A 22,587-nucleotide genomic window follows, 5' to 3' on the forward strand; every position below is an offset into this window, starting at 1 on the left:
GCGGTTTTTCTTTCAGCCCTTCAGCTTTTCAGTTCTTCCGCCTTTCCGCTCGCGGCCCAGGCCGCGAGCGTCAGCCGGTGGATCTTGGCGTTGTGGCGCACATCCACGGGAAATTTTGGGTGATGGAAGAAATGCGCGATCCCCGCCGTGTGCGGCTGCGCGAGCGCAAGCGCGCGAAGTTCCGCGGCGAGTTTGGCGAGGTCGAAATGCTTGGATGCCGGCTGAATGACGATTGCCGGGATCTGCGAACCGCGCGCGCCGAGTCCGACGAGCGCGCAACGGACGACTTGCGGATGCGCGCGAAACACCTGCTCGCAAGGTTCCGTGTAAAGCGGCCCGGCGGCAGTTTCGACGCGCTCGGCCTTGCGTCCGCAAAACCACAGACGCCCATCCGCGTCGAGACAACCGGTGTCACCCATGCGATGCCAAATGGTGTCGCCGGATTTTATTTTTGCCGCCGCGGTGGCGGCGGGAAGGTTGTCATACTCGCGCGTGATCGCGGGGCCGGTGACAATGATCTCGCCGATCTCGCCGGGCGGGAGCTCGCGCGCGTCGGCGAGCGCGGCAATGGGGTCGTCATTGATTGCGATGATTTTGATTTGTATCTCCGGCGTGGCGCGGCCCACGCAAGCGCCGGCGCAGGCGCTTTTGTTTTGGAGCATTTCGTCGCCGTTGACGTTGCTCACGGGCAGGCACTCGGTCGCTCCGTAGGGGCTGTGGAGTTTTCCGTTGGGGAGAATTTTTCGCGCCTTTTCCCAAAGCGCGGCGGGCACGGGGGCGCCGGCGCAGAGCACGCGTTTCATGCTCGGGAGCGTGATGTTGTTCGCAATGCAGTAGTCGGCGATTTTGTTCCAGAGCGTCGGCGAGCCGAAGGAATTGTTCACATTTTCCTGCTGGATGGCGCGCACGATTTTTGAGGGATCAAGCGTCGCGGGGCGGCTCGGGTCGATCTCGGGCACTATGGTCGTCATGCCGAGAGCGGGGGAAAAAAGCGCGAAGACCGGCAGCATCGACAAGTCGCCCTCGCCGGGCTCGATTTCGTAGGTGTCGCGAATCGAGCGCACCTGCGCCTCAAACATTTCGTGTTTGTAGCAGACGCCCTTTGGCGCGCCGGTGGAACCGGAGGTGAAGAGAATCGCGGCAAGGCCGTTGTTGGAAACCTCCGTGTTATTCTGGATTTTAGATTCTGGATTTTGGGCTTTTATCCGCGCGAGCGGAGAACTGCTTGCGGGCACCCGTATTTCGACGGAGCGAAACGCGCGACGGCACACGCGGCTGAGAAATCGCGCGACCGGAATGCCGAGCAGCACGCGCGGGCGCGAGTGCGCGACGCAACGCAAAAAACTTTTCATGCCCATGCCCGGGTCAATGATCACGGGCACCGCGCCCATTCTGAAAAGCGCGAACACCGCCGCGATGAGCGGCAGCCCCTGGCGCACCATCACGAGCACGCGATCGCCCTCGCGCACGCCGCGTTTGACGAGGTTGGCCTCCCACGCGCCGACCTCGGCATGGAGATCGGAAAACGTGAGCGTGAGATAATCTATTTTCTCGCCGGCGGCATCGTGAACGCGTCCGCGCGGCACTTTTACCGCAACCGCGTCCGGCCGCGCCTTCGCCATGATGGTGAGGTGCCGCGCGATGTTCATTCAGCAACACCCTCGCCGCGCGACGGCTCGGCGGCGGTTTCGCGAGCGAGGTTGTCCGCCTCGCGTTTTTCCTTTTTGCCGCGCGCGAGCAATTCGACCTGCCAGGGCAGGAGCACCTCGCCGGGTTTGTCGGGAATGCGGGCGATCTGGGCGAGTTGCGCGCGGTTGGCGATAAGCGTCGGGTCGAGCTGAATTTTTTGCGCGATGAAATCGCGCTCGGCCTTGATCGCATCCTGCACGGCGAGCTCGGCGGCCGTGAGCGGAAGGATGTTCGGGTCGCGTCCGCGGCGGCGCGGGAGCGTGTGCGGGTCGCGCGAAAGCCCGGCCTCAATCGCAGCCCGCAGGCTTGGCGCGAGCCGGTCGTGGCGGCGCCCGAGCTTGATCGTCTCCATGAGAGAGCGGGCGGACAGGCCGTGGTCGGCGCCCTCGGCGATTTTGAGAAGCAGGTCGTTGCTCGTGACCTTGAACGGCGGCGTGTCGAGCTTGCGGGCCCAGTTTTCGCGCCAGTGCCAGAGCGCGTGCAACACCGCGAGACCGTGCGGGCGCAGGCGTTCGGAGCGGCCGATGCGCCAGTCGTTTTCGTCGTCGGGAGGAAACCCGGTCGCGCCGGACTCGATCTGGCGGTCGCATTGCTGGCGCAGCCAGTCGAGGCGGCCAAGCGCATCCAGCTCCGATGTCAGCTGGTCGCGCAGCGCGGGCAAATAATACACATCGAGCGCGGCGTAATCGAGCAGGCGCGGCGTGAGCGGGCGCTGGGACCAGTTGGCCGTTTGCGAATCCTTGTCGAGCGCGACGCCGTAGTGCTCCTCGAGCAGCGCGGCGAGCCCGATGCGCCGGCGGTTGAGCAGCTGCGCCGCGAGCATCGTGTCGAAAAGACTGCGCGCGCGAAACCCGCACAGGTCGGCCAGCAGCCGCAAGTCGAAATCGCTGCCGTGCATGACGAGATGCTTGCCCGCGAGCCGCTGCCACAATGGCGAAAAGTCGAGCCCGGCCAGCGCGTCCACGAGAAAAAATTTTCCCTCCACATTGAACTGCAGCAGGCAGAGCCGCGTGCGGTAGTGATAAAGATTGTCCGCCTCGGTATCGAGAAAGACCTCGTCCACGCGGTCAAGCGCCTCGAGCAAAGGCGCAAGCTGGCCTGCTTGATCAATGAGTTGGTATTCGGGCGTGTCTGGCATCGGCGAAAAGAAATGTCACAGGAAACACAAACATCCCGAAACGGAAAGACTGAAAGAAATGAGCCGCGGGGAAAATATCGCAAAAAAACACGTGTGCAAAACCGCTTGCGTTTGACGGCCCGTCCTCTCGAAATGTCTGCTGTGAAAGATTCGTTTCACATTTCAGCAAAAGCGTAAACACCATCATCAACACAAATGCACTCTGAACAACTCAGCGCCAACGGAGTCAGCCCGATGCCGCACGGCTACGCGCTCATGACCAATCCCGCCCTCAACAAGGGCACCTGTTTCTCGGAACGCGAACGCGACGCGTTGGGGTTGCGCGGGCTGCTGCCCCCGCGGGCGTTCAGCCTCGAGGAGCAAATGCGGCGCGCCCTCGGCAACATGCGCCGCAAACCCGACGCGCTCGAAAAATACATCTTCCTCACCACGCTCCAGACGCGCAACGAAACGCTCTTCTACCGCCTGCTCCAGGACAACATCGAGGAAACCATGCCGCTCGTTTACACGCCCACCGTCGGCCAGGCGTGCCTCGAATACGGCTCCATTTTCCGCCGCCCGCGCGGCCTCTTCATCAGCCTGCGCGAAAAAGGCCGCGTCGCCGAAGTGCTGCGCAACTGGCCGATCGCCGACGTGCGCATGATCGTCGTCACCGACGGCGAGCGCATCCTCGGACTCGGCGACCTCGGCGCGCTCGGCATGGGCATCCCCGTCGGCAAGCTCTCGCTTTACACCGCATGCGCCGGCGTCCATCCGAGCTACTGCCTGCCCATCACAATCGACGTCGGCACCGACAACGAGAAACTCCTTGATGATCCCTTCTACATCGGCCTCCAGCAAAAGCGCGTGCGCGGCGCCGAATACGACGAGCTCCTGCGCGAGTTCGTCGAGGCCGTGAAAACCGTCTACCCGAAAGCGCTCCTCCAATGGGAGGATTTCGGAAACACCAACGCGTTCCGCCTCCTCGAGGAAAATCGCAAAAACCTCCTCTCATTCAACGACGACATCCAGGGCACCGCCGCCGTCGCCATTGGCGGCCTCATCGCCTCGCTGCGACTCACCGGAAAAAAACTCACCGACCAGCGCCTCCTCTTCCTCGGCGCGGGCGAGGCCGGCACGGGCATCGGTGAGCTCTTCACCGCCGCCGCGCAAAAGGCGGGCCTCTCCGAAGCCGACGCGCGCGCCTGCTGCTGGTATGTCGATTCGCAAGGCCTCGTCGTGAAAAACCGGCCCGGCAAACCGCTCGCGCACCACAAGCTCCCCTTCGCGCACGACCACGCGCCCGTCGCCACGCTCGCCGAGGCGGTCGAGGCGGTCAAACCCACCGCGCTCATCGGCGTGTCGGGCATGCCGCGCACCTTCACCGAGCAAATCATCCGCCGCATCGGCGAACTCAACAAGCGCCCGGTTATCTTCGCCCTCTCAAATCCCACCTCGCGCGCCGAATGCACCGCGGAGGACGCCTACAAATGGACGGAAGGCCGCGCGATCTTCGCGAGTGGAAGTCCCTTTGATCCCGTCACCATTGACGGCAAGACGCACCATCCCGGCCAGGGCAACAATGTGTATATCTTCCCCGGCGTCGGCCTGGGCGCGCTCGCCTGCGGTGCGCGCGAAGTGACCGACCGCATGTTCCTCGCCGCCGCAGAAACACTCGCAGGTCAAGTGACCCAAGCCGACCTTGACCTTGGTCGGGTGTATCCCGCGCTCACCAAGATCCGCGACGTCTCCGCAAAAATCGCCGCGGCCGTGGCCGAGGAAGCGCATCGCGAAAACCTCGCCACCACGCCGCGCCCCGCCGACATCGAAGCCGACATCAAGGCCAAGATGTATGAGCCGGCGTATCGCGAATTTGAGTGAGCCGCGGTTTTTGAATCGCGCACTGAAATCAAAACAGCCGCGGACTATCCGCGGCTCAAAACAGTTTCGCCATGACTTGGACCGCGGGGTTCAAGCCAGTGGCTTTGTGGTCTCAATCTCGCACATGGCGTCGTGCACGCGCACGATTTCGGCAATCTCGGGCCGCATGGTTTTGATTTCAGCGCCGACGGTTTCGATGTGACGGCAGGTGGCGAAATCGGACGGGTTGCGAAGGGTTTTGGTGCGCGGCACCGGGAAGAATAATCTCGAAAAGAATCCCCTCGATTCAGACGCCTGTTGTTCCCCCGGCGAAAGCGGCACTTTTTTGAAACAGCGCCAGGGTTTCGGGCTAAGCCGCGCGCGATAGCATTTTTGTTTCCTGCAAAGCAGGACATAACGCGCGTCGGATTTTAACTGCGTGAGAATGGCCTCGCTCTCGGGCGACTCGGGGTCGAAGAGCGTGCTCGTGCAAAGATAACGAAGACCGGCGGCGGTCGAATAAACACGGAAGGCGAGATCGGGGCGCGCGGCCAGAAGATCGGCGAGCGCGCTTAGCGCCCCAGCCTGCGTGGTGCCGCCAACGGACTGCACGATTTGCCCGGTCCTTGGGTCCCTGCCCTGCTGCTCAAAATCGACATCCACAAACATCACGCGGTTTGCATTGAGCACGGAGGCTCCGTAGGCATTGCGGGTGATGCGCGCGATCGGTGATCCGTCCGCGTAAAGTTGCTTGAGCACGGGCTCGGTCAGGTCGCGCACACCGTAGGGGTAGCGTTCGCGCTCATGGGGCGCGTGAGCGCCGCCGGAGGCGGCCTTGTTCGCCTCGGCTTGGGCGAGCGCGACGGCCTTTTGTTGCGCGTCGGACTGGCTGATGGAGGAGGAGGCTCTTGCGCTGCGGAAGACGCGCCCGGAGGCGCCGTCGGCGCCGCGGGTTTCCATAGCGGTGAATTGTTTCGGGGTGGTCATAGCGTGAATGGGATTTTTGTCTGCGCGGAGAATCGCATGAACGCGGTGGCGCAGACAAAATAAAAAACCGCGAGCGTTGCGGCTCGCGGCTTGTGGGTGATAAATGAATACAACCTAAATCAGTCTTTTTTCTCCTCTTCCGCGGCGGGCGCGGGAGCCTCGGCGGGTGCCGCTGCTTCTTCCGCTGCGGGCTTGGCGGCGGCGGGTTTCTTCGCCTTCTTGGCGCGGCTCTTGTTCTTCTTGTAGCCGGGATCGTCGGCTTTCACGAACTCAATGAGAGCCATCTCGGCGGCGTCGCTGTCGCGGCGGCCGAGCTTGTAGATGCGGGTGTAACCGCCGCTGCGATCGGCAAACTGCTTGTAGGTTTCGTTGAAGAGCTTGGTGACTGCATTCTCGTCGCGGACGTCCGCGAGGGCGAGACGGCGCAGGTGAATGGCGTCCTTCTTGTCCTTGGCAACACCGGCCTTCTTGGCCTTGGTGATGACTTTTTCAATGAAGGGACGCAAGGCCTTGGCCTTGGTGAGGGTGGTTTGGATGCGCTCATGCTTGATGAGCGAGGCGGCCATGTTGGCCATCATTGCCTTGCGGTGCTCGCGCGTGACGCCGAGTCCGTATTTGTGCACTTTGTGACGCATTGTATTTCAGTTTTTATTTGGTTTTTGGTTGTGCTTCCCGATCGGCTTTCCGGTCGCAGCGTTGGGCGGCAGCGGACGGCGCGAGAAGCCCCGCCGCGGAGCGGCGGGAAGGGTGAAATGTGAAGAGTGAAAGGTGAAAAAAGAAAACCGGCGCGGCGCGGGAGCACCCTCAGTTTTCACTCTTTACCATTCGCTCCTCACTCTTCGACTCAGAGATCCTTCTTTGAGTCGAGCAGGCGCTCGTCGAACTTCATGCCGAGGGAGAGGCCGAGGGCTTCGAGCTTGTCCTTGATTTCGTTGAGGGACTTTTTGCCGAAGTTGCGATACTTGAGCATTTCCTGCTCGGTCTTCATGGCGAGTTCGCCGACGGTGGTGATGTTCGCGTTGTTGAGGCAGTTCGCGGCGCGGACGGAGAGTTCGATTTCGTTGACCGACATGTTGAGCAGCTTGCGGAGCTTGTTCTGCTCCTCGCTGACTTCGTTGGCCTGGGTCTCGAAGGCGTATTCCTCGTTGCTGACGCGGTTGAAGACGTCGAGGTGGTGCGCGAGGATCGAGGATGATTGCTTGAGGGCGTCGTCCGGCGTGATGCGGCCGTCGGTCCAGACTTCAAGAATGAGTTTGTCGTAGTCGGTGATCTGGCCGACGCGGGTGTTCTCGACGGTGTATTTGACGAGCTTGACGGGCGAGAAGAGCGAGTCGATCGGGATGACGCCGATGGTTTGCTCCTCCTTCTTGTTTTGCTCGCCGGGATAATAACCGCGGCCGGTTTTGATTTCGATCTCGGCCTCGAAGGTTTTGTTTTTGTCGAGCGTGCAAATGACTTGCTCGGGGTTGACAATCTTGACGTTGGCGTCGGCCTGGATGTCGGCGGCGGTGACGGGACCCTCGCGGCTCACCTTGATGAGGAGGGAGAAGGGTTCGCGTTTTTCCGAGACGATGAGGATTTTCTTGAGGTTGAGGACGATGTCTGTGACGTCCTCGACGACGCCGTCGATGCTCTGGAATTCGTGGTTCACGCCGTCGATCTTGATGGACGAGATGGCGGAGCCCTCAATGGAGCTCAGGAGGACGCGACGGAGGGAGTTGCCGATGGTGTGGCCGTAACCTGCTTCGAATGGTTCGGCGATGAATTTTGCGTAGGTGGGCGTGGAGCCTTCCTCAACTTTGCTGAGTTTGCTGGGGAGTTCGAACTTTCCGAGTCGTTTTGGCATGGCGGGAATGTGGAAGTTTTCTGACAGTTGCGCGTTAAGCGATAATAATTGTGACTGTTTCGAATTGGAAGAGGGCGCGCGCGAGGCGCGCCCCTACGAATTAGCGCGAGTAGAATTCAACGATGAGCTGCTCGTTGATGCCGGGTTCCATTTCGTCGCGGTTGGGCATGCGGGTCATGGTGGCCTTGAGAGCTTCGTCGTTGCGGGTCAGCCAGCCGGGGACGTTGCGAGCGCGGGTTTCCTCGAGGTTGCGGGTGGCAATCTGGCGGGAAGTGGGCGCGTTCTTGACCTCGATTTCGTCGCCGGGCTGGACGCTGTAGCTGGCGATGTCGACCTTGTGGCCGTTGACGCGGATGTGGCCGTGGTTGACGATCTGACGGGCGGCGGCGCGGGACTTGGCGAAGCCGAGGAGATAGACAACGCTGTCGAGGCGGGTCTCGAGGAGCTGGAGGAAGACCTCGCCGGTGACTCCGCGGGAGCGCTTGGCCTTGGCGAAGACGCGGCGGAACTGGCGCTCGAGCAGGCCGTAGATGTAGCGGAGCTTTTGCTTTTCGTTGAGGCCGACGGCGTATTCAGAGAGTTTGCGACGAAGCTTGGGGCCGTGCTGGCCGGGGGGATACGTGCGTTTTTCGTAAGCTTTCGTGGAGCCGAAGAGCGGCTGCGAGAAGCGGCGGCTGAGGCGGGTTGTTGGTCCGGTATAACGAGCCATGGTGTTTTAAAAATTAAGAATTAAGAGTTGTGAATTAAGAAGTGAGAAACCGGCGGAACGCGGATTAGACGCGACGGCGCTTGGGCGGACGGCAACCGTTGTGGGGAACGGGGGTGACGTCGACGATGGCGTTGATTTCGAGACCAATGGCCTGAATGGCGCGGATGGCGGAGTCGCGTCCGAGGCCGGGGCCGGAGACTTCGATGACGACGTCCTTAAGGCCGTGCGCCATGGCGTTGCGGGCGGCGTCCTGGGCGACGATTTGCGCGGCGTAGGCGGTGGATTTGCGGGAGCCGCGGAAGTTGCACTTGCCTGCGCTCGACCAGGAGATGACGTTGCCCTTCGGGTCGGTGATCGAGACGATCGTGTTGTTGAAGGAGGCGTTCACCTTGACGATGCCGGAGGTGATATTCTTGGAGCCCTTGGCCTTGCGAACCTTGATGGCGCCGACTTCCTCCTTGAGGAGTTCCTCGGCGGTGGGTTGGCGGGCGACGCCGCCAACGAGTTCAACGGGTTTTTCCTCGGCGGGAGCGGCGGCATCGGCAGCCGGAGCGGCGGCCTTTTCCTTCTTGGCCTTGGGGGCTTTTGCAGGTTTCTCGGCGGCGGCTTCGGGAGCGGCGGCGGCAGGAGCGGTTTCCTTCGTGGGATCGGATTTGTCTTCAGCCATGGTGGTTGTGTTTGTTTAAAGGTGTTATTTGGCGGCCTTGGTGACACCGACGGTGCGGCGCGGGCCTTTGCGGGTGCGGGCGTTGGTGGAGGTGCGCTGGCCGCGAACCGGGAGGCTGCGGCGATGGCGGATGCCACGGTAGCAGCTGATGGCCTGGAGGCGCTTCAGGTTGCCGGTGATTTCGCGGCGAAGGTCGCCCTCGACGACCCACTTGTGGTCGGTGATGACGTTGAGGATCTTGTTGAGCTGCTCCTCGGTGAGATCCGAGGCGCGCATGTTGCCGTCGATTCCGGCCTCCTCGCAGATGATGGCGGATCGGGCGGGACCGATGCCGTAGATGTAATTGAGCGAGAAGACGACTTTCTTCTTCGCGGGAATGTCAACACCGAGTAGACGTGGCATAGTGGTTAGTTGGTTGTTTGGTGAATTGTTGTGGTTTGTGAGATTGGACTGGCAGGGAAAGTGGTGAGATTTTGGATTTTCGATTGGGCGCTTCCGCTCCGGTTTCGCGCAGGAGCGCGCAATCCAAAATCGAGAATCGAAAATCGAAAATTTCTAGGGGCGCGGGACCGTGAGGATTTCCGGGCCGTGGTCTGTCGTGAGCACTGTGTGTTCGAAGTGGGCCGAGGGGCTGCCGTCGGCGGTGACGATTGTCCAGCCGTCTTCGGCTGTCTTGGTGCGCCAGGAGCCGAGGTTTATCATGGGCTCGATGGCGAGGGTCATGCCGGGCTTGATGACGTCGGTCTTCGATTTTTTGCGTTCGATGAAGTTCGGGATTTGCGGTTCCTCGTGCATCGATGCGCCGACTCCGTGGCCGACCATGTCGCGAACAATACCATAGCCGTGCGGCGTGATGTAGTTCTGGACCGCCTCGGAGATGTCGCCGATGCGGTTGCCGACCTTGGCCTGGGCGATGCCGGCGGCGCGGGCTTCCTCGGTGACGCGGAGGAGCTTGGCAACTTCGGGCGAAACCGCGCCAACGGGGACGGTGTAGGCGTTGTCGCCGACGTAGCCGTTGTAGGTGACGCAAATGTCGAGAGTGACAACATCGCCGTCGCGGAGGATGCGCTTGAAGGAGCCGATCCCGTGAACAACTTCCTCGTTGACGGAAATGCAGGCGTAGGCGGGAAAGGGACGGACGCCGCGGGAGTGCGACGGATAACCGTAACAGGCGCTCTTCGCGCCGTATTCCTCAATGTATTTCCGGGCTAGATCATCCAGGTCAAAAGTAGAGATGCCGGGCTGCACGGCTTGCTTGAGTCGGTGCAGAACGGTCGCGGCAATGGCGCATGATTCCCTCATGCGGGCGATGGCATCCTTGTTTTTAATCGGAATTGCCATGGCGTTATTTCGCGAGAACCGGCGCGAGGGCTTCGTCGTCGAGAAGAAGACCGTGGGCTCGGTAGTGATTGACGATGTGCAGGCTCGCCGTGTCGTTCGCGTCGGCGGCGTCGATGACGCCGTCGAGCGACTCGCCGCGGGCGTCGAGCCATTCGTCAAATACTTTTGCTTGGAGCAGCGTAGCCGGGAAGCCGGTGAGGGCGAATCCCGCATCAGGTTTGCGCGCCCAAAACCAGCGCCGCATAATCGCGGTGACGGTTTCCCCGGAGGGGGATTGCCCCCGGCGGGCAGCGGCTTCGGCCTTCTGGCCGAGCGGCGTGTGACGCGAAATCTCCTGGCGTATCAGGCCGGTGGGAGAGACGTGCTCTTGATTCAAAGAACTGAGTTGGAGCATCACGTTTTCGATTTTCGAAGCGGTGGAGCCAACGATGACTAGCTTGATCTTGGCCGCGAGGCCTTGATTGGAAAAGTAGGTGAGTAAGCCGGACACGGTGACCGGTGTAAAGTCCTTATTTTATGATGCCTGAATACATCAGATACCATGAAACAAGGCCGATGAGGAAAAGGCCGCCCAGCACATACCAGAGGCGGGAGACGGTTTTCCAGTCGGCGGCTTCGCCGGTGGCGCTGGCAACATTCGGGTTGCGGGCGTGGATGCGGCCTTTTTTCAAGAACCCGTCATAGTGGCGCTGGAGGAGATAGGTCTCAACCTGGCGCATGGTGTCGAGGACGACGCCGACGGTGATGAGCATGCCGGTGCCGCCGAAGAAGGAGGCGACACGTTGCGGGACGTGGAAGTTGAACAAAAGCACGTCCGGGAAAATGGCGATGACGGTGAGGAAGATCGAGCCGGCCAGGGTGAGGCGCGTCATGATGAAGTCGAGGAACTTGGCAGTGGGCTCGCCGGGGCGAACGCCGGGCACATAACCGCCGTATTTCTTGAGATCATCCGCGATCTGGATGGGCTTGAACATGACCGACACCCAGAAATAGCTGAAGAAAAGGATGAGGGACGCCATCAGCACGTAATAGATCGGATCCCCGCGAAGAAGGTCGGCCGCAAGCCGGGTCATCCAACGCCATTCCATCGCGCCGCCGAGCATCTGGAAAATCTGCTGGGGGAAGAGGAGGATGGCGCTCGCAAAAATAACGGGCATAACGCCGGAGTAGTTGACCTTGAGCGGAAGGAACGAGCTCTGGCCGCCCATGACCTTGTTGCCAACGACGCGCTTGGCGTATTGGACCGGAATCTTGCGCTGTCCCTGGACAACGAGAACGATGCCCATGGTGACAATGATGAAGAGCGCGACCATGAACACGGCGATGAGCGGGCCGGGCTTGTCAACACCGACGGGGCCGGTGAAAAGCTGCCAGGTGGTTTGGGCCGCGCCGGGCAAGTCGGCGAGAATGCCGACGGTGATAAGGAGCGAGACGCCGTTGCCAATGCCGCGCGAGGTGATCTGCTCGCCGAGCCACATGAGGAGCATGGTGCCGGCGGTGATGAACACCACTGAGGTGAACATGAACCAAGTCTTGTTGACGAGAATGAGCGAGGGACCGGTGTAACCGCCGAAGAGCGAGGCGGGGTTCTCAAGACCCAAAACGAGAAGAACTGCCTGGATGACGCAAATCGCGACAGCGAGGTAACGGGTGTATTGGGTGAGTTTCTGGCGGCCGACATCGCCTTCCTGCGAAAGGCGGGCGAGCGAGGGCACGACGGCGCTCATGAGCTGAAAAATAATGGACGCGCTGATGTAGGGCATGATGCCGAGCGCGCAAATGGCGCCCTTGGTGAGCGCGCCGCCCGTGAACATGTTGTAGAGCCCCATCAGGGAGCCGGTGGTTCCGGAGGTCGCGCTCTGGTCGGCAAAGAAGTCCATGAGCGGGCGCGGATCCAGACCGGGAAGCGGAATGTTCGCACCGACGCGAGCCACAAAGAGAAGGGCGAAGGTGTAGAAAATTCGCGAGCGAAGCTCGGGGATTTTCAGGGAGTTGGAGAAGGCGGAGAACATGTGGAAATTTTGGATTTTGGATTTTCGATTTTGGATTTGGGAGCTGCCGCTCCGTTTTATTTTTCGATTCCCGCTTTCAATTTCGCGCGGCAGCGCGCAATCGAAAATCGAGAATCGAAAATCGAAAATTCAGTCGCGGCTCAAGCCGCGACGGTGGCGGAGCCTCCGGCTTTTTCGAGCTTGGCCTTGGCGGACTCGGAGAACTTGGCGGCGGTGACTTTGAACGCGCGGGAGACTTCGCCGTCACCAAGAACCTTGAGCTTGGCGCACGCGCAGCGGATGAGGCCGGCCTTGGCGAGGATTTCCGCGTTCACTTCCGTGACACTGTCGTCGAGGGACGCGAGCTCGCCGACATTGACGACGGCGTATTCGGTGCGGAAGTTGTAGTTGTTGAAGCCGCGGTGCGGGAGCTTGCGATAAAGGGGCATCTGGCCGCCTTCGAATCCGGGGCGGATGGAGCCGCCGGAACGGGCGGTCTGGCCCTTGCCACCCCTGCCCGAGGTCTTGCCGTGGCCGCCGCCTTCGCCGCAGCCCACGCGTTTGCGACGGTGAACCGCGCCTTTAACATTTTTGAGTTCGTGAAGTTTCATGTGTGTGTTTTTTCCTAATGTTTGGTCGCCGCATCCGGATTTTTCGGATGCGACTCGGAGGGCGTCGCTTGCGACGCCCCTACGGGTTTACTCGGCGGCAGGCGCGACCACGGTTTCGCGGGCGGCTTTGATTTGCGCGGCGAGGCGGAGTTTTTTGAGTCCGTTGAGGGTGGCGTGCACCACGGCGTTGTGGTTCTTGGACCCCATCGACTTGGTGAGCACGTTCTTGACGCCGGCGGCTTCGAGAACCGCGCGGACGGCGCCACCGGCGATAAGGCCGGTGCCGGGAACCGCGGGGCGAAGGAGAACGCGACCGCCGTCATATTCGCCGTAAACTTCGTGGGGGATCGTGTCGCCCTTGATTTTCACGGAGACCATGCGCTTCTTGGCGTGCTCGGTGCTCTTCTTGATGGCGTCGGGCACTTCGTTGGCCTTGCCGAAGCCGATGCCGACGGAGCCTTTCTTGTCTCCAACGACGGCGAGGGCGGAAAAGCTGAAACGGCGTCCGCCTTTGACGACCTTGGCGCAGCGGTTGATGAAGACAATTTTTTCGACGAGCTCGGGCGCGTTGGGATCGATGTTCGCGGTGTCGCGACGGTCGCGACGGGGGCCGCGTCCGCGCTCGCCGCCTTCGCGGCGCTCGCCACGGGAGGTGCGTCCGCGACGGGGCGCCTCAACAGCGGCTTCGGGTGCGGCGGGCGTGTTTTCAACGGCGGCGACGGCCGCGGGGGCGGCTTCGGCCGGTGTGACGGGAGATTCGTTTTCGGTGCTCATTTTATTAGAATACGAGGCCGCCTTCGCGTGCTGCGTCAGCGAATACTTTGACTTTGCCGTGGTAGGGTGCGCCCGCGCGGTCGAAGACGACGCTCTCAATGCCGGCGGCCTTGGCCTTGGCGGCGAAGGCGGTGCCAAGCTCCTTGGCGCCATTGAGGTTGGCGGCGAGTTTCTTGGCGCGGAGTTCCTTGTCGAGGCTGGAGAGGAAGGCGAGCGTGGTGCCCGCGTCGTCGTTGATGGCCTGGGCGTAGATGTGCTTGGTGGTGAAGCGCACGCAGAGGCGCGGGCGGGCGGCTGTGCCTTGGACCTTCTTGCGGATTCTCCAGCGGCGTTTCTGGAGGAGGTCGGCTTTGCGTTGAGTGTTCATTTTGAAATAGTGTGGGTTGCGGGTTGTTAGGCGACGGTTTTGCCTTCCTTGCGGCGGACGCGCTCGGCGTGTTCTCCGACGATGCGGACGCCTTTGCCCTTGTAGGGTTCGGGCGGGTAGTAGGCGCGGATGTTGGCGGTGACTTCGCCGACGACTTGCTTGTCAGCACCCTCGACCTTGAGCTTGGTCTGGTCGGTGACGGTGATTTTGATGCCTTCGGGAATGTCGTAAACGATGGGATGCGAATAGCCGAGTGCGAGGTCGAGCTGGTTGGCGCCCTTGAGGGCTGCCTTAAAACCGACGCCCTGAATTTCGAGCTCCTTGGCGTAGCCGTCGGTGACGCCCTTGATCATGTTGCTGATCACGGCGCGGGCGGTGCCATACATGGAGCGCGCGAAGCGGGTTTCGTCAACGGGTGTGACGGTGATTTTGCCATCCTTGTTTTCGAGCTTTACGACGGGGGCGAAGGTTTTTGTGAGTTTGCCCTTCGGGCCTTCGACGTGGACGGTGGTGTCCTTGATCTCGACTTTGACTTTTTCGGGAATGGTAACGGGAACTTTGCCGATACGTGACATGGTGATGATCTCCTTTTTCTCGGTGTTGCGGGTTACCAGACGTTGCAGATGAGCTCGCCGCCGAGTTTCTCGCGACGGCAGTCCTGGTCCTTGAGGACGCCCTTGGATGTCGAGAGGATGGCGATGCCGAGTCCGTTGAGGACGCGGGGAATTTCATTGTAACCGCAGTAGAGGCGGCGGCCGGGCGTGGAAACGCGGGTGATGTTGGTGAGCACGGGAGCACTGTCCACATACTTCATTTTGACGACGAGGGTCTTGTGCCCCTGCGCGTCGGAACCGGTGGTGTAGTCGGAGACGTAACCCTCGGCCTTGAGGATGGCGGCGATACCTTCCTTGTATTTGGAGTGCGGCGCGGCGCACTCGGCGAGACCGGCCTTCGACGCATTGCGGAGGCGGGTCAGGAAATCACTGATCGGATCTGTCATGATGTTGGATGTTTTTGTTTAATTTCCCTCGGGTCATATCCGACCCCCGGGGAGAAAATTAAGTTTTTCGCTTTGTTACCAGGATGACTTCGTGACGCCGGGGATTTTGCCGGCGAGGGCGAGTTCGCGGAACTGGATGCGGGAGACGCCGTATTTGCGGTTGTAGGCGCGGGGGCGTCCGGAGAGGGCGCAGCGGTTGCGGATGCGCACGGACGAGGAGTTGCGCGGAAGCTTCTGGAGCTTTTTCTGCGCGGCGTAGAATTCCTCCTCCGGGGTGTCCGGATTGGCGATGAGGGCTTTCAACTCGGCGCGCCGTGCCTTGTATTTCTCGGTCATGGCAATGCGCTTCTTGTTGCGTTCGATGGCTGATGTTTTCGGCATGTCGAAAAAGAGTTTTGAAAAGTTGTTTTGGGTTACGCGGCCTTGGGCGCGGGCGCGGCGGCGGCGGTTTCGGAGCGGCGGAAAGGCATTCCGAGGAGCTTGAGAAGCTCGCGGCCTTCCTCGTCGGTCTTGGCGGTGGTGTTGATTGAGATGTCGAGACCCATGGTCTTCTTCACATTCTCAACGGTGATTTCGGGGAAGATGGTAAAGTCGGTGATGCCGAGGTTGTAGTTGCCCTGACCGTCGAGCTTGGGCGAGATGCCGCGGAAGTCGCGAATGGTGGGGAGGGCGACGGCGAGGAGGCGGTAGAGGAAATCCCACATGGCATTGCCACGAAGGGTGACAAACGCGCCAACGATTTGACCCTGGCGGAGCTTGAAGTTCGAGACGGCCTTTTTGCTCTTGGTGTAGACGGGCTTTTGTCCGGCGATGAGGCCGAGATCCCGGCCGATGTCGGTGATCTGGTTCTTGTCCGCGTCGGAATCAATGCCGGTGTTGAGCACGATTTTGACGAGTTTCGGCACTTCGTGCCTGTTCTTGTAGCCGCGGCTCTTGATGAGTTCGGCGATGATTTGCTCGGTGTAGAGCTTCTTAAGTGCGGGTGTGTATTTTTCGCTCATTGGTGCAAGGCCCCGGATTTCCAACCCGTGGGCATCTGAGTTTTTGAAAAGTGTGAAGAGTGTGGTGTGAAAAGTGAAAAGGGGACAATGCTAGGGTTTGTCCCGCTCGTGGCGATTACTTTTTCGCGGATTTTTCCTTCTTCTCAGCCGCGGCTTGCAGCTTGAGGTTGGAAATATGAATGGTGCCTTCGCGCTCGATGATGCCGCCGGGCTTTTGCTCGCCCTGGGCCTTGGTGTGGCGCTTGATGAGGGCGAGGCCTTCAACGCGGGCGCGCTGCTTGGCGGGGAGGATTTCGAGAATCTTGCCCGTCTTGCCTTTGTGGGAGCCTGAGATGACGGCGACGGTGTCGCCGCGTTTGACGTGGAATTTGGTAGCCATTGTTAGAGAACCTCCGGTGCGAGGGAGATGATTTTCATGAAGTTCTTGGCGCGCAGTTCGCGGGCCACGGGGCCGAAGATGCGGGTGCCCTTCGGGTTGCCGTCGGGTCCGATGATGACGATCGCGTTGCTGTCGAAGCGCAGGTAGCTGCCGTCGGCGCGGCGGATGGGAGCCTTGGTGCGGACGACAACGGCCTTGGTGACTTCGCCTTTCTTGACGGTGGCATCGGTCGTGCTGTCCTTGATGTGGACGGTGATGATGTCGCCGACGCCGGCGGTGTCAGTCATCTGGCCTTTCTTGCGGATGTAGGAGGCGGTGCGCGCGCCGGTGTTGTCGGCTACGTCGAGGAGTGAGCGGAGTTGGATCATGGTGTGTGGCTCCTTGTATTATTCGGCCTTGGCTTCGTCAGCGGCGGCTTTTGCGGTTTTGGTGGGAACGGTCGCGGCTACATCGGCTTCGGTGACGGCGGCGGAGGCGCTCACGGCTTTTTCGATGATGCTCACGAGGCGCCAGCGCTTGAGGCGCGAGATCGGGCGCGTCTCCATGATCTCAACCTTGTCGCCGAGGCCGGCTTCGTTCTTCTCGTCGTGAACGTGCACGACGGTTTTGCGGTTGATGACTTTGCGGTAGCGCGGATGCGGAACCTTGAAGGGGACGGTGACTTTGATTGACTTGTCGCCGGAGCGGCTGGTGACGATGCCGACGAGGTCTTTGCGATTGTTGCGTGTCATGTTAAGTGCGGATTGCGGATTGCGGTATGACCTCTTATTTCGCGGCGGCGGCGAGCTTGACGGTCTTGGTGGTTTCCATGCGGGCGATGTCCTTGCGAATGCCGCGGATGGTGTGGGTTTTCTCAACTTGGCCGGTTTGCTTGCGCAGGCGGAGCTGGAGGAGCTGCTCGCGGGCTTCGCGGAGCTTGACGTCGAGTTCCTTGAGGGAGAGTTCGTTGATTTCTTTGGAAGTCATGGCGTGTCGTCTTTTGGTTTCAGGTTGTGGTTTTAGACGTTCGCGCCTTCACGGGTGATGAAGCGGCAGTGGAAGGGGAGCTTCGCGTCGGCGAGGCGGAAGGCCTCCTTGGCGATCGTGGCGGGAACGCCGGCGAGTTCGAAGAGAACCGCGCCCGGCTTGATCACGGCGACGTAGTATTCGACGGGACCCTTGCCCTGGCCCTGACGAACCTCGGCGGGTTTTTTCGTGATCGGCTTGTGGGGGAAAACGCGAATCCAGAGTTTGCCCTTGCGCTTGAGGTGGCGGGAAATGGTGACGCGAGCGGCCTCGATTTGGCGGCCGGTCATGTTGCCACGGGTGAGGGACTGGAGCGCGTAGTCGCCGAAAGCGACTGTGTTTCCGCCCTTGGCATTCCCTTTGCGGGAGCCTTTTTGGACTTTGCGATATTTGGTGCGTGATGGTGCGAGAGCCATGGAGTGTGTCTCCTTTGTTTAAAGATGTTGCGGCTGGGTGCTGCGGATTAGTTGGTTGCTTCGGCTTCTTTTTTACAGATCCAGCACTTGACGCCGATCTTGCCGTAAACGGTTTGGGCCTCGGAGAAGCCGTAGTCGATTTGTTCGCGCATGGTGTGGAGCGGAACGCGGCCCTTGCGCTGCCATTCGCGGCGGGCGATGTCGGAACCGCCGAGACGACCCGAGCACTGGATTCGGATGCCCTCGACGCCGAGGTTCATGGCGATTTCGACGGCCTTTTTCATGGCGCGGCGGAAGGCGATGCGGCGTTCGAGCTGGAGGGCGACGGACTCGGCGACGAGTTGCGCGTCGGTCTCGGGTTTCTTGACCTCGGTGATATCGAGGAGGATTTCCTTGCCGGTGAGCTTGGCGAGGTCGTCCTTGATCTTGTCGATTTCCTGTCCCTTGCGGCCGATGACGATGCCGGGGCGGGCGGTGTAGATTTTGACGCGGACGCGGTTGGAGGCGCGCTCGATGAAGATGCGGGGGACGGAGGCTTGCTTGAGTTTCTCCATCAGTTTCTCGCGGATGAGCTGGTCTTCTGCGAGGAGCTTGGCGAAGTCTTTCTTGTTCGCATACCAGCGGGATTGCCAGTTGCGGTGAACTGCGAGGCGGAAGCCGACGGGATTGGTTTTTTGGCCCATGGTGGTTGCGTAAAATTAGTTGTTGTCTTGGCCGTCGGTGAGGACGATGCGGATGTGGGACATCTTCTTGCGGCGGGGCGCGGCGGAACCGCGGGCGGCCGCCTTGAAGCGTTTGAGCACGGGGCCGTTTTCAATGACGGCGAGCTTCACGGTGAGCGCGTCGGCGTTGAGGTTGTGATTGTTCTCCGCGTTTGCGACGGCGGAGTTGAGGGTCTTGGCGATGAGGCGCGCGGATTTGCGCGTGATGACGCTCAAGAGGTTGCGCGCGTCGGCCACGGTGCGGCCTTGAATGGTGCGCGAGACTTCGCGCATTTTTTTCGGCGACATGCGCGCGTATCGTGTGAGTGCTTGGACTTCCATGTGTTTGTTAACGATTCCGGTTTGGCGGCGATAGCAGGAGCGGTTGGTTATTGGGCTCCCCTACCCTTTTGGTTGTTTGGTTGTTGGTGAGAAAAGTGGTGGTTTTTATTTTCGATTTTCGATTCTCGATTTTGGATTGGGAGCTTCCGCTCCGTTTTCGTTTTCGGTGCCGCGCAGCAGCGCGCAATCGAAAATCCAAAATCCAAAATCGAAAATCACTAGACTTCCTTGCGGGTCATGCCGCCGTGAGCCTTGAAGACGCGGGTGAGCGCGAATTCGCCGAGCTTGTGGCCGACCATGTTTTCGGTGACGTGCACGGCCACGAAAGCCTTGCCGTTGTGGACGTTGAAGGTGTGGCCGACGAAATCGGGCGTGATTGTCGAGCGGCGCGACCAGGTCTGGATGGGTTTGCGCGACTTGGTTTCGACTGCCTTCTCAATTTTTTCCATGAGATGGTAGTCGACGTAGAAACCTTTTTTGATTGAGCGTGCCATGTGGGAGGAATTTCTGAAGACCTGAAAGCCTGAAGGCTGAAGGTCGGGTTGTTATTCGGTGAGTGTTTTGCGGTTTGTTGTTTCAGCCTTCAGGTTTTCAGGCTTTCAGGCTTTTATTTCTTGCCGCGCGGCGGACGGCCGTTGTGGCGGGTGATGATAAGGCTGTTGGAGGGCTTGGCGCGCTTGCGGGTCGGGAAGCCCTTGGCGAGCTGCCCCCACGGGGACATGAGGTGCTGGCGTCCGCCACCGCCCTTGGACTTGCCGGCACCACCGCCGTTGGGGTGGTCGACGGGATTCATGACCATGCCGCGAACGCGGGGGCGCTTGCCGAGCCAGCGCTTGCGGCCGGCCTTGCCGAGCGAGATGTTCTTGTTGTCGGCGTTGCCAATGACGCCGATGGTGGCGCGGCAGTTGGCGTTGACGCGGCGGAGTTCGCCGGAGGGAAGCTTGATGGTGGCCTGACCGTCCTCGACGTTGACGAGCTCGATCGAGGTGCCGGCGGTGCGGCCCATCTGGGCTCCGCGGCCGGGAAGGAGTTCCACGCAGTTGAGCTTGGTGGAGGGCGGAATGACTTCGAGGGGGAAGTTGTTGCCGACAACAAAGTCGTTGTTCGTGGCTTTCTTCGAGCTGAAGATGGTGTCGCCGACCTTGAGGCCCTCGGGAGCGAGGATGTAGCGTTTCTCGCCGTTGGTGTAGCAAACGAGGGCGATGCGCGCGGTGCGGTTCGGATCATACTCGATGGCCTGCACCTTGGCGGGCATGTCGAGGATGTCGCGACGGAAGTCGATGACGCGGTAGAGGCGCTTGTGTCCGCCGCCACGACGGCGCGTGGTGATGCGGCCGTTGTTGTTGCGGCCGCCGGTCTTGCCGTGCGATTCGGTGAGCGCGCGCTCCGGGCGCTTCTTGGCGAGGCCGGGCGTGACATTCAGTTTCGTGAATCGCGTGGAGGCGGTCAGGGGACGAAGTGATTTGATAGGCATTGTGATGGTTCTCCTTGTTGATGGCGCGCGGCTCGTTAGAGGAGCTCGATTTTGTCGCCGGTCTTGAGGGTCACGATCGCCTTTTTGTAGGCGGAGGTTTTCGACGGGCGGCCCTGGCGGCTGCGTTTGTTTTTGCCGTCGATGTTCATGATGTTCACGCGGGTGACGGTGACCTTGAAGGCTTTCTCAACGGCTTCGGCTACCTGGTGCTTGTTGGCCGCGATGTCGACCTCGAAGGTGTATTGGCCGTAGTCCGAGGAGAGTTTGTTGGATTTCTCGGTGAGGAGAACTTGCTTGAGGACGTGCGTGGTGTTCATGCGTTGGCTCCTTTCGTGCGGGCGATGATTTTCTCGAGGGCCGCGGTGGAGACGATGATCTTCTTGTATTGCGCGAGGTCGAGGGTGTTGAGTTTCGAGGCTTCCTGCATTTCGACGCTGCAGAGGTTGCGCGTGGCGCGGGCGGCCTCGAGGGTGAAGGTTTCGTCAACGACGAGCACCTTGCCCTTGGGGGCGATGGTGCGGATGACTTTTTGCATTTCCTTGGTCTTGGCGGCGGGCGTCTCGAATTTTTCGATGACGTCGAGCTCTCCGGCGGCGCAGCGGTCAAACAGCGCGCGGCTGAAGGCGAGGGTCTTGACCTTGGAGTTGATTTTCTTGGAGAAGTCGCGGGGACGGGGGCCGAAGACGACGCCGCCGCCGGCCCAGATGGGCGAGCGTTTTTCGCCGGCGCGGGCGCGGCCCGTGCCTTTTTGCTTGAAGGGCTTCTTGTTGGAGCCGGCTACTTCGCCGCGGGTCTTCGTAGAGCGGGTGCCCTGGCGGTTGTTGGCGTTGATGGCGACGATGACTTCCTTGACGGCTTGGAGGCCGCGATTGGCGTTTTCGCCTTCAAAGAGAGGGATGTCGAAATCCTTTTCAACGGAGCTGGCTGCGTCGGGTGTGAAAACTTTGAGTTTCATGGTCTGCGTTTTCCTTGTGGGTTAGGCCTTATTTGGCGGCAGCGCGGGGCTGGCCTTTGATGGCGGTGCGGACGATGACGTCGTCTCCGTTCGCGCCGGGAATGGCGCCTTTCACGAGGATGAGATTTTTCTCGGCGATGATCTTGACGACCGTGAGGTTTTGCACGGTGCGGCGGACATTGCCCATGTGTCCCGGCATTTTCTGGTTTTTCCAAACGCGGCCGGGGGTCTGGCGCATGCCGACCGAGCCGATGCGGCGGTGGAACATGGAGCCGTGGGAGGAGACGCCGCCGGCGACGCGGAAGCGGCGCACGACGCCTTGGAAGCCCTTGCCCTTGGTGATGCCGATCACGTCGATGATCTGGCCTTCCTTGAAGATGTCGACTTTGACGATGTCGCCGACCTTGAGTTCGGGGGCCGCGTCGAGGCGGATTTCGCTGAGCACGCGGGGCGTCTCTTCGAGACCGGCCTTCTTCGCGTGAGCGGCCTCGGCTTTGGAGGCGTTCTTGGCTTTCTTTTGGTTGAAGCCGAGCTGGACGGCGTTGTAACCGTCGGTTTCCGTGGTTTTGACTTGGACGACCGGGCAGGGGCCGGCTTCCACGACGGTGACGGGGACCAGGACGTTTTGGGCGTCATAGACCTGCGTCATTCCGAGTTTTTTGCCTAGGAGCGTAGTGATCATGGGCTAAGTGGTAGGTGGATTGTTTCCGTTTAACGACCTACATTAGTCGAAACCCAGCGGTGCGCGGCGCGCACATGGGCAAGAACTAAGTATGTTGTGAAAGTGATTTGGTTGTTGGTGATTGGTTAAAATGTCGTGTGTTAATTTTCGATTTTTGATTTTGGTTTTTCGATTGGGAGCTTCCGCTCCGTTTCGCTTTTGGCATCGCGCGGCAGCGCGCAATCCAAAATCGAGAATCGAAAATCGAAAATTAAACGAAAGAGGTCGAAAAACTCAGACCGTGATCGTAATGTCAACACCAGAAGGGAGATTGAGCTTTTTTAGCTCATCAACCGTCTGGGCGGTCGGCTCGATGATGTCGATGAGGCGCTTGTGTGTGCGCGACTCGAATTGCTCCATCGACTTTTTGTCAACGTGCGGCGAGCGGTTCACGGAGAGCTTCTCGATGCGGGTGGGCAGCGGGATGGGGCCGGAAACACGGGCGCCGGAGCGCTTGGCGGTCTCGACGATTTCGAGGGCGGACTGGTCGATTACGCGGTAATCGAAGCCCTTGAGTTTAATGCGAATGCGTTGGCCTTTCATGGCGGTGTGGCGTGATAAAGAACGAGTTGGAGAAGAGTGGTGGTGGAATTTTCGATTTTCGATTTTCGATTCTCGATTGGGAGCTTCCGCT

General features: G+C 60.5%; 32 protein-coding genes. 1 reads left to right on the forward strand and 31 read right to left on the reverse strand.

Annotated features, from left to right (window positions below):
* Positions 1 to 20: 20 nt before the first annotated feature.
* Entirely contained in the window at positions 21 to 1,649 is a 1,629-nt protein-coding gene (locus tag M2103_RS10335; RefSeq protein ID WP_277510418.1) for a fatty acid CoA ligase family protein, read from the reverse strand.
* Positions 1,646 to 2,827 (reverse strand): ribonuclease D, encoded by a 1,182-nt coding sequence (locus M2103_RS10340; RefSeq protein WP_277510420.1) that lies wholly within the window; start codon positions 2,825 to 2,827, stop codon positions 1,646 to 1,648. The genes M2103_RS10335 and M2103_RS10340 overlap by 4 nt, the downstream gene beginning before the upstream one ends.
* A 195-nt stretch (positions 2,828 to 3,022) precedes the next feature.
* Between M2103_RS10340 and M2103_RS10345 the strand changes: the two genes are divergently transcribed.
* Positions 3,023 to 4,687, forward strand: coding sequence for an NAD-dependent malic enzyme (locus M2103_RS10345; RefSeq protein ID WP_277510421.1), 1,665 nt, complete (start codon positions 3,023 to 3,025; stop codon positions 4,685 to 4,687).
* Positions 4,688 to 4,777: 90 nt separating this feature from the next.
* Here the strand turns inward: M2103_RS10345 and M2103_RS10350 are convergent, their stop codons facing one another.
* The 29 genes from M2103_RS10350 to rpsJ form a co-directional block, all read right to left on the reverse strand.
* Complete coding sequence (locus M2103_RS10350; RefSeq protein WP_277510423.1) at positions 4,778 to 5,653, reverse strand: hypothetical protein; 876 nt, start codon at positions 5,651 to 5,653, stop codon at positions 4,778 to 4,780.
* A 119-nt stretch (positions 5,654 to 5,772) separates the two neighbouring features.
* The gene (gene rplQ, locus M2103_RS10355) at positions 5,773 to 6,288 is read right to left on the reverse strand and encodes a 50S ribosomal protein L17 (protein WP_345783552.1); all 516 of its coding nucleotides are present in this window, start codon (positions 6,286 to 6,288) and stop codon (positions 5,773 to 5,775) included.
* A gap of 209 nt (positions 6,289 to 6,497) precedes the next feature.
* On the reverse strand, positions 6,498 to 7,499 hold the full coding sequence (locus tag M2103_RS10360; RefSeq protein WP_108824960.1) for a DNA-directed RNA polymerase subunit alpha: 1,002 nt from the start codon (positions 7,497 to 7,499) through the stop codon (positions 6,498 to 6,500).
* Positions 7,500 to 7,599: 100 nt separating this feature from the next.
* A complete protein-coding gene (gene rpsD / locus M2103_RS10365) occupies positions 7,600 to 8,208 on the reverse strand; it encodes a 30S ribosomal protein S4 (RefSeq protein WP_277510424.1) in 609 nt (202 codons plus the stop codon).
* Positions 8,209 to 8,272: 64 nt separating this feature from the next.
* Positions 8,273 to 8,875 carry a 30S ribosomal protein S11 gene (gene rpsK / locus M2103_RS13230; protein ID WP_108824959.1) on the reverse strand — a complete coding sequence of 201 codons (603 nt, stop codon included), beginning with the start codon at positions 8,873 to 8,875 and terminating at the stop codon, positions 8,273 to 8,275.
* 24 nt (positions 8,876 to 8,899) lie between these two features.
* On the reverse strand, positions 8,900 to 9,277 hold the full coding sequence (rpsM, locus tag M2103_RS10375; protein WP_108824958.1) for a 30S ribosomal protein S13: 378 nt from the start codon (positions 9,275 to 9,277) through the stop codon (positions 8,900 to 8,902).
* 153 nt (positions 9,278 to 9,430) lie between these two features.
* Positions 9,431 to 10,216, reverse strand: a complete 786-nt coding sequence (gene map / locus M2103_RS10380; RefSeq protein WP_277510425.1) for a type I methionyl aminopeptidase — start codon at positions 10,214 to 10,216, stop codon at positions 9,431 to 9,433.
* Positions 10,217 to 10,220: 4 nt separating this feature from the next.
* Entirely contained in the window at positions 10,221 to 10,706 is a 486-nt protein-coding gene (locus tag M2103_RS10385) for a nucleoside monophosphate kinase (RefSeq protein WP_277510426.1), read from the reverse strand.
* Between the two features lie 19 nt (positions 10,707 to 10,725).
* Positions 10,726 to 12,228: a preprotein translocase subunit SecY gene (gene secY, locus M2103_RS10390; protein WP_108824956.1), complete on the reverse strand. Its 1,503-nt coding sequence runs from the start codon at positions 12,226 to 12,228 to the stop codon at positions 10,726 to 10,728.
* Positions 12,229 to 12,368: 140 nt separating this feature from the next.
* Positions 12,369 to 12,818 (reverse strand): 50S ribosomal protein L15, encoded by a 450-nt coding sequence (rplO, locus tag M2103_RS10395; protein WP_277510428.1) that lies wholly within the window; start codon positions 12,816 to 12,818, stop codon positions 12,369 to 12,371.
* 87 nt (positions 12,819 to 12,905) lie between these two features.
* The gene (gene rpsE / locus M2103_RS10400) at positions 12,906 to 13,397 is read right to left on the reverse strand and encodes a 30S ribosomal protein S5 (RefSeq protein WP_277510453.1); all 492 of its coding nucleotides are present in this window, start codon (positions 13,395 to 13,397) and stop codon (positions 12,906 to 12,908) included.
* Positions 13,398 to 13,596: 199 nt separating this feature from the next.
* The gene (rplR, locus tag M2103_RS10405; RefSeq protein ID WP_277510429.1) at positions 13,597 to 13,959 is read right to left on the reverse strand and encodes a 50S ribosomal protein L18; all 363 of its coding nucleotides are present in this window, start codon (positions 13,957 to 13,959) and stop codon (positions 13,597 to 13,599) included.
* 26 nt (positions 13,960 to 13,985) lie between these two features.
* Positions 13,986 to 14,534 carry a 50S ribosomal protein L6 gene (gene rplF, locus M2103_RS10410; RefSeq protein ID WP_108824952.1) on the reverse strand — a complete coding sequence of 183 codons (549 nt, stop codon included), beginning with the start codon at positions 14,532 to 14,534 and terminating at the stop codon, positions 13,986 to 13,988.
* A gap of 32 nt (positions 14,535 to 14,566) precedes the next feature.
* The gene (gene rpsH, locus M2103_RS10415) at positions 14,567 to 14,959 is read right to left on the reverse strand and encodes a 30S ribosomal protein S8 (protein WP_277510430.1); all 393 of its coding nucleotides are present in this window, start codon (positions 14,957 to 14,959) and stop codon (positions 14,567 to 14,569) included.
* A gap of 75 nt (positions 14,960 to 15,034) precedes the next feature.
* Complete coding sequence (gene rpsN / locus M2103_RS10420) at positions 15,035 to 15,340, reverse strand: 30S ribosomal protein S14 (RefSeq protein WP_277510431.1); 306 nt, start codon at positions 15,338 to 15,340, stop codon at positions 15,035 to 15,037.
* Positions 15,341 to 15,372: 32 nt separating this feature from the next.
* Positions 15,373 to 15,960: a 50S ribosomal protein L5 gene (gene rplE, locus M2103_RS10425; RefSeq protein ID WP_277510432.1), complete on the reverse strand. Its 588-nt coding sequence runs from the start codon at positions 15,958 to 15,960 to the stop codon at positions 15,373 to 15,375.
* A 115-nt stretch (positions 15,961 to 16,075) separates the two neighbouring features.
* Positions 16,076 to 16,339: a 50S ribosomal protein L24 gene (rplX, locus tag M2103_RS10430; RefSeq protein WP_277510433.1), complete on the reverse strand. Its 264-nt coding sequence runs from the start codon at positions 16,337 to 16,339 to the stop codon at positions 16,076 to 16,078.
* A gap of 2 nt (positions 16,340 to 16,341) precedes the next feature.
* A complete protein-coding gene (rplN, locus tag M2103_RS10435) occupies positions 16,342 to 16,707 on the reverse strand; it encodes a 50S ribosomal protein L14 (protein WP_277510435.1) in 366 nt (121 codons plus the stop codon).
* Between the two features lie 18 nt (positions 16,708 to 16,725).
* A complete protein-coding gene (gene rpsQ, locus M2103_RS10440; RefSeq protein WP_108824946.1) occupies positions 16,726 to 17,070 on the reverse strand; it encodes a 30S ribosomal protein S17 in 345 nt (114 codons plus the stop codon).
* A 34-nt stretch (positions 17,071 to 17,104) separates the two neighbouring features.
* The gene (rpmC, locus tag M2103_RS10445; protein WP_277510437.1) at positions 17,105 to 17,305 is read right to left on the reverse strand and encodes a 50S ribosomal protein L29; all 201 of its coding nucleotides are present in this window, start codon (positions 17,303 to 17,305) and stop codon (positions 17,105 to 17,107) included.
* 32 nt (positions 17,306 to 17,337) lie between these two features.
* Positions 17,338 to 17,760, reverse strand: coding sequence for a 50S ribosomal protein L16 (rplP, locus tag M2103_RS10450; RefSeq protein ID WP_108824944.1), 423 nt, complete (start codon positions 17,758 to 17,760; stop codon positions 17,338 to 17,340).
* Positions 17,761 to 17,807: 47 nt separating this feature from the next.
* On the reverse strand, positions 17,808 to 18,443 hold the full coding sequence (gene rpsC, locus M2103_RS10455) for a 30S ribosomal protein S3 (protein WP_108824943.1): 636 nt from the start codon (positions 18,441 to 18,443) through the stop codon (positions 17,808 to 17,810).
* A gap of 15 nt (positions 18,444 to 18,458) precedes the next feature.
* A complete protein-coding gene (gene rplV / locus M2103_RS10460; RefSeq protein WP_108824942.1) occupies positions 18,459 to 18,803 on the reverse strand; it encodes a 50S ribosomal protein L22 in 345 nt (114 codons plus the stop codon).
* 218 nt (positions 18,804 to 19,021) lie between these two features.
* Complete coding sequence (gene rpsS, locus M2103_RS10465; RefSeq protein ID WP_277510439.1) at positions 19,022 to 19,297, reverse strand: 30S ribosomal protein S19; 276 nt, start codon at positions 19,295 to 19,297, stop codon at positions 19,022 to 19,024.
* A 113-nt stretch (positions 19,298 to 19,410) separates the two neighbouring features.
* Positions 19,411 to 20,277: a 50S ribosomal protein L2 gene (rplB, locus tag M2103_RS10470; RefSeq protein WP_277510440.1), complete on the reverse strand. Its 867-nt coding sequence runs from the start codon at positions 20,275 to 20,277 to the stop codon at positions 19,411 to 19,413.
* Positions 20,278 to 20,312: 35 nt separating this feature from the next.
* Positions 20,313 to 20,594 carry a 50S ribosomal protein L23 gene (gene rplW, locus M2103_RS10475; RefSeq protein WP_277510441.1) on the reverse strand — a complete coding sequence of 94 codons (282 nt, stop codon included), beginning with the start codon at positions 20,592 to 20,594 and terminating at the stop codon, positions 20,313 to 20,315.
* Positions 20,591 to 21,232 carry a 50S ribosomal protein L4 gene (gene rplD / locus M2103_RS10480; RefSeq protein ID WP_277510443.1) on the reverse strand — a complete coding sequence of 214 codons (642 nt, stop codon included), beginning with the start codon at positions 21,230 to 21,232 and terminating at the stop codon, positions 20,591 to 20,593. Before rplD ends, rplW begins: the two co-directional genes overlap by 4 nt.
* 28 nt (positions 21,233 to 21,260) lie before the next feature.
* Positions 21,261 to 21,914, reverse strand: a complete 654-nt coding sequence (gene rplC, locus M2103_RS10485) for a 50S ribosomal protein L3 (protein ID WP_277510444.1) — start codon at positions 21,912 to 21,914, stop codon at positions 21,261 to 21,263.
* A 273-nt stretch (positions 21,915 to 22,187) separates the two neighbouring features.
* Positions 22,188 to 22,496, reverse strand: coding sequence for a 30S ribosomal protein S10 (gene rpsJ, locus M2103_RS10490; RefSeq protein WP_108824937.1), 309 nt, complete (start codon positions 22,494 to 22,496; stop codon positions 22,188 to 22,190).
* Positions 22,497 to 22,587 lie beyond the last annotated feature (91 nt).

This window comes from Ereboglobus sp. PH5-5 (assembly GCF_029504805.1).
Lineage (GTDB): Bacteria > Verrucomicrobiota > Verrucomicrobiia > Opitutales > Opitutaceae > Ereboglobus.

Bases quoted from the DNA above. Each gene is read 5' to 3' on its own strand.
- rpsQ (WP_108824946.1), bottom strand. From the start codon at position 17,070: ATGACACGCAACAATCGCAAAGACCTCGTCGGCATCGTCACCAGCCGC.
- map (WP_277510425.1), bottom strand. From the start codon at position 10,216: ATGGCAATTCCGATTAAAAACAAGGATGCCATCGCCCGCATGAGGGAA.
- rpmC (WP_277510437.1), bottom strand. From the start codon at position 17,305: ATGACTTCCAAAGAAATCAACGAACTCTCCCTCAAGGAACTCGACGTC.
- rplC (WP_277510444.1), bottom strand. From the start codon at position 21,914: ATGATCACTACGCTCCTAGGCAAAAAACTCGGAATGACGCAGGTCTAT.
- rpsM (WP_108824958.1), bottom strand. From the start codon at position 9,277: ATGCCACGTCTACTCGGTGTTGACATTCCCGCGAAGAAGAAAGTCGTC.
- M2103_RS10350 (WP_277510423.1), bottom strand. From the start codon at position 5,653: ATGACCACCCCGAAACAATTCACCGCTATGGAAACCCGCGGCGCCGAC.
- rplP (WP_108824944.1), bottom strand. From the start codon at position 17,760: ATGGCTCTCGCACCATCACGCACCAAATATCGCAAAGTCCAAAAAGGC.
- rplX (WP_277510433.1), bottom strand. From the start codon at position 16,339: ATGGCTACCAAATTCCACGTCAAACGCGGCGACACCGTCGCCGTCATC.
- rplD (WP_277510443.1), bottom strand. From the start codon at position 21,232: ATGAAACTCAAAGTTTTCACACCCGACGCAGCCAGCTCCGTTGAAAAG.
- rpsC (WP_108824943.1), bottom strand. From the start codon at position 18,443: ATGGGCCAAAAAACCAATCCCGTCGGCTTCCGCCTCGCAGTTCACCGC.
- rplW (WP_277510441.1), bottom strand. From the start codon at position 20,594: ATGAACACCACGCACGTCCTCAAGCAAGTTCTCCTCACCGAGAAATCC.
- secY (WP_108824956.1), bottom strand. From the start codon at position 12,228: ATGTTCTCCGCCTTCTCCAACTCCCTGAAAATCCCCGAGCTTCGCTCG.
- rplR (WP_277510429.1), bottom strand. From the start codon at position 13,959: ATGAACACTCAACGCAAAGCCGACCTCCTCCAGAAACGCCGCTGGAGA.
- rpsD (WP_277510424.1), bottom strand. From the start codon at position 8,208: ATGGCTCGTTATACCGGACCAACAACCCGCCTCAGCCGCCGCTTCTCG.
- rplF (WP_108824952.1), bottom strand. From the start codon at position 14,534: ATGTCACGTATCGGCAAAGTTCCCGTTACCATTCCCGAAAAAGTCAAA.
- rpsK (WP_108824959.1), bottom strand. From the start codon at position 8,875: ATGGCTGAAGACAAATCCGATCCCACGAAGGAAACCGCTCCTGCCGCC.
- M2103_RS10335 (WP_277510418.1), bottom strand. From the start codon at position 1,649: ATGAACATCGCGCGGCACCTCACCATCATGGCGAAGGCGCGGCCGGAC.
- M2103_RS10345 (WP_277510421.1), top strand. From the start codon at position 3,023: ATGCACTCTGAACAACTCAGCGCCAACGGAGTCAGCCCGATGCCGCAC.
- rpsJ (WP_108824937.1), bottom strand. From the start codon at position 22,496: ATGAAAGGCCAACGCATTCGCATTAAACTCAAGGGCTTCGATTACCGC.
- rpsN (WP_277510431.1), bottom strand. From the start codon at position 15,340: ATGCCGAAAACATCAGCCATCGAACGCAACAAGAAGCGCATTGCCATG.
- M2103_RS10360 (WP_108824960.1), bottom strand. From the start codon at position 7,499: ATGCCAAAACGACTCGGAAAGTTCGAACTCCCCAGCAAACTCAGCAAA.
- rplO (WP_277510428.1), bottom strand. From the start codon at position 12,818: ATGAAACTTCACGAACTCAAAAATGTTAAAGGCGCGGTTCACCGTCGC.
- rplN (WP_277510435.1), bottom strand. From the start codon at position 16,707: ATGATCCAACTCCGCTCACTCCTCGACGTAGCCGACAACACCGGCGCG.
- rplQ (WP_345783552.1), bottom strand. From the start codon at position 6,288: ATGCGTCACAAAGTGCACAAATACGGACTCGGCGTCACGCGCGAGCAC.
- rplE (WP_277510432.1), bottom strand. From the start codon at position 15,960: ATGAGCGAAAAATACACACCCGCACTTAAGAAGCTCTACACCGAGCAA.
- rplV (WP_108824942.1), bottom strand. From the start codon at position 18,803: ATGGAAGTCCAAGCACTCACACGATACGCGCGCATGTCGCCGAAAAAA.
- rplB (WP_277510440.1), bottom strand. From the start codon at position 20,277: ATGCCTATCAAATCACTTCGTCCCCTGACCGCCTCCACGCGATTCACG.
- rpsH (WP_277510430.1), bottom strand. From the start codon at position 14,959: ATGACAGATCCGATCAGTGATTTCCTGACCCGCCTCCGCAATGCGTCG.
- M2103_RS10340 (WP_277510420.1), bottom strand. From the start codon at position 2,827: ATGCCAGACACGCCCGAATACCAACTCATTGATCAAGCAGGCCAGCTT.
- rpsS (WP_277510439.1), bottom strand. From the start codon at position 19,297: ATGGCACGCTCAATCAAAAAAGGTTTCTACGTCGACTACCATCTCATG.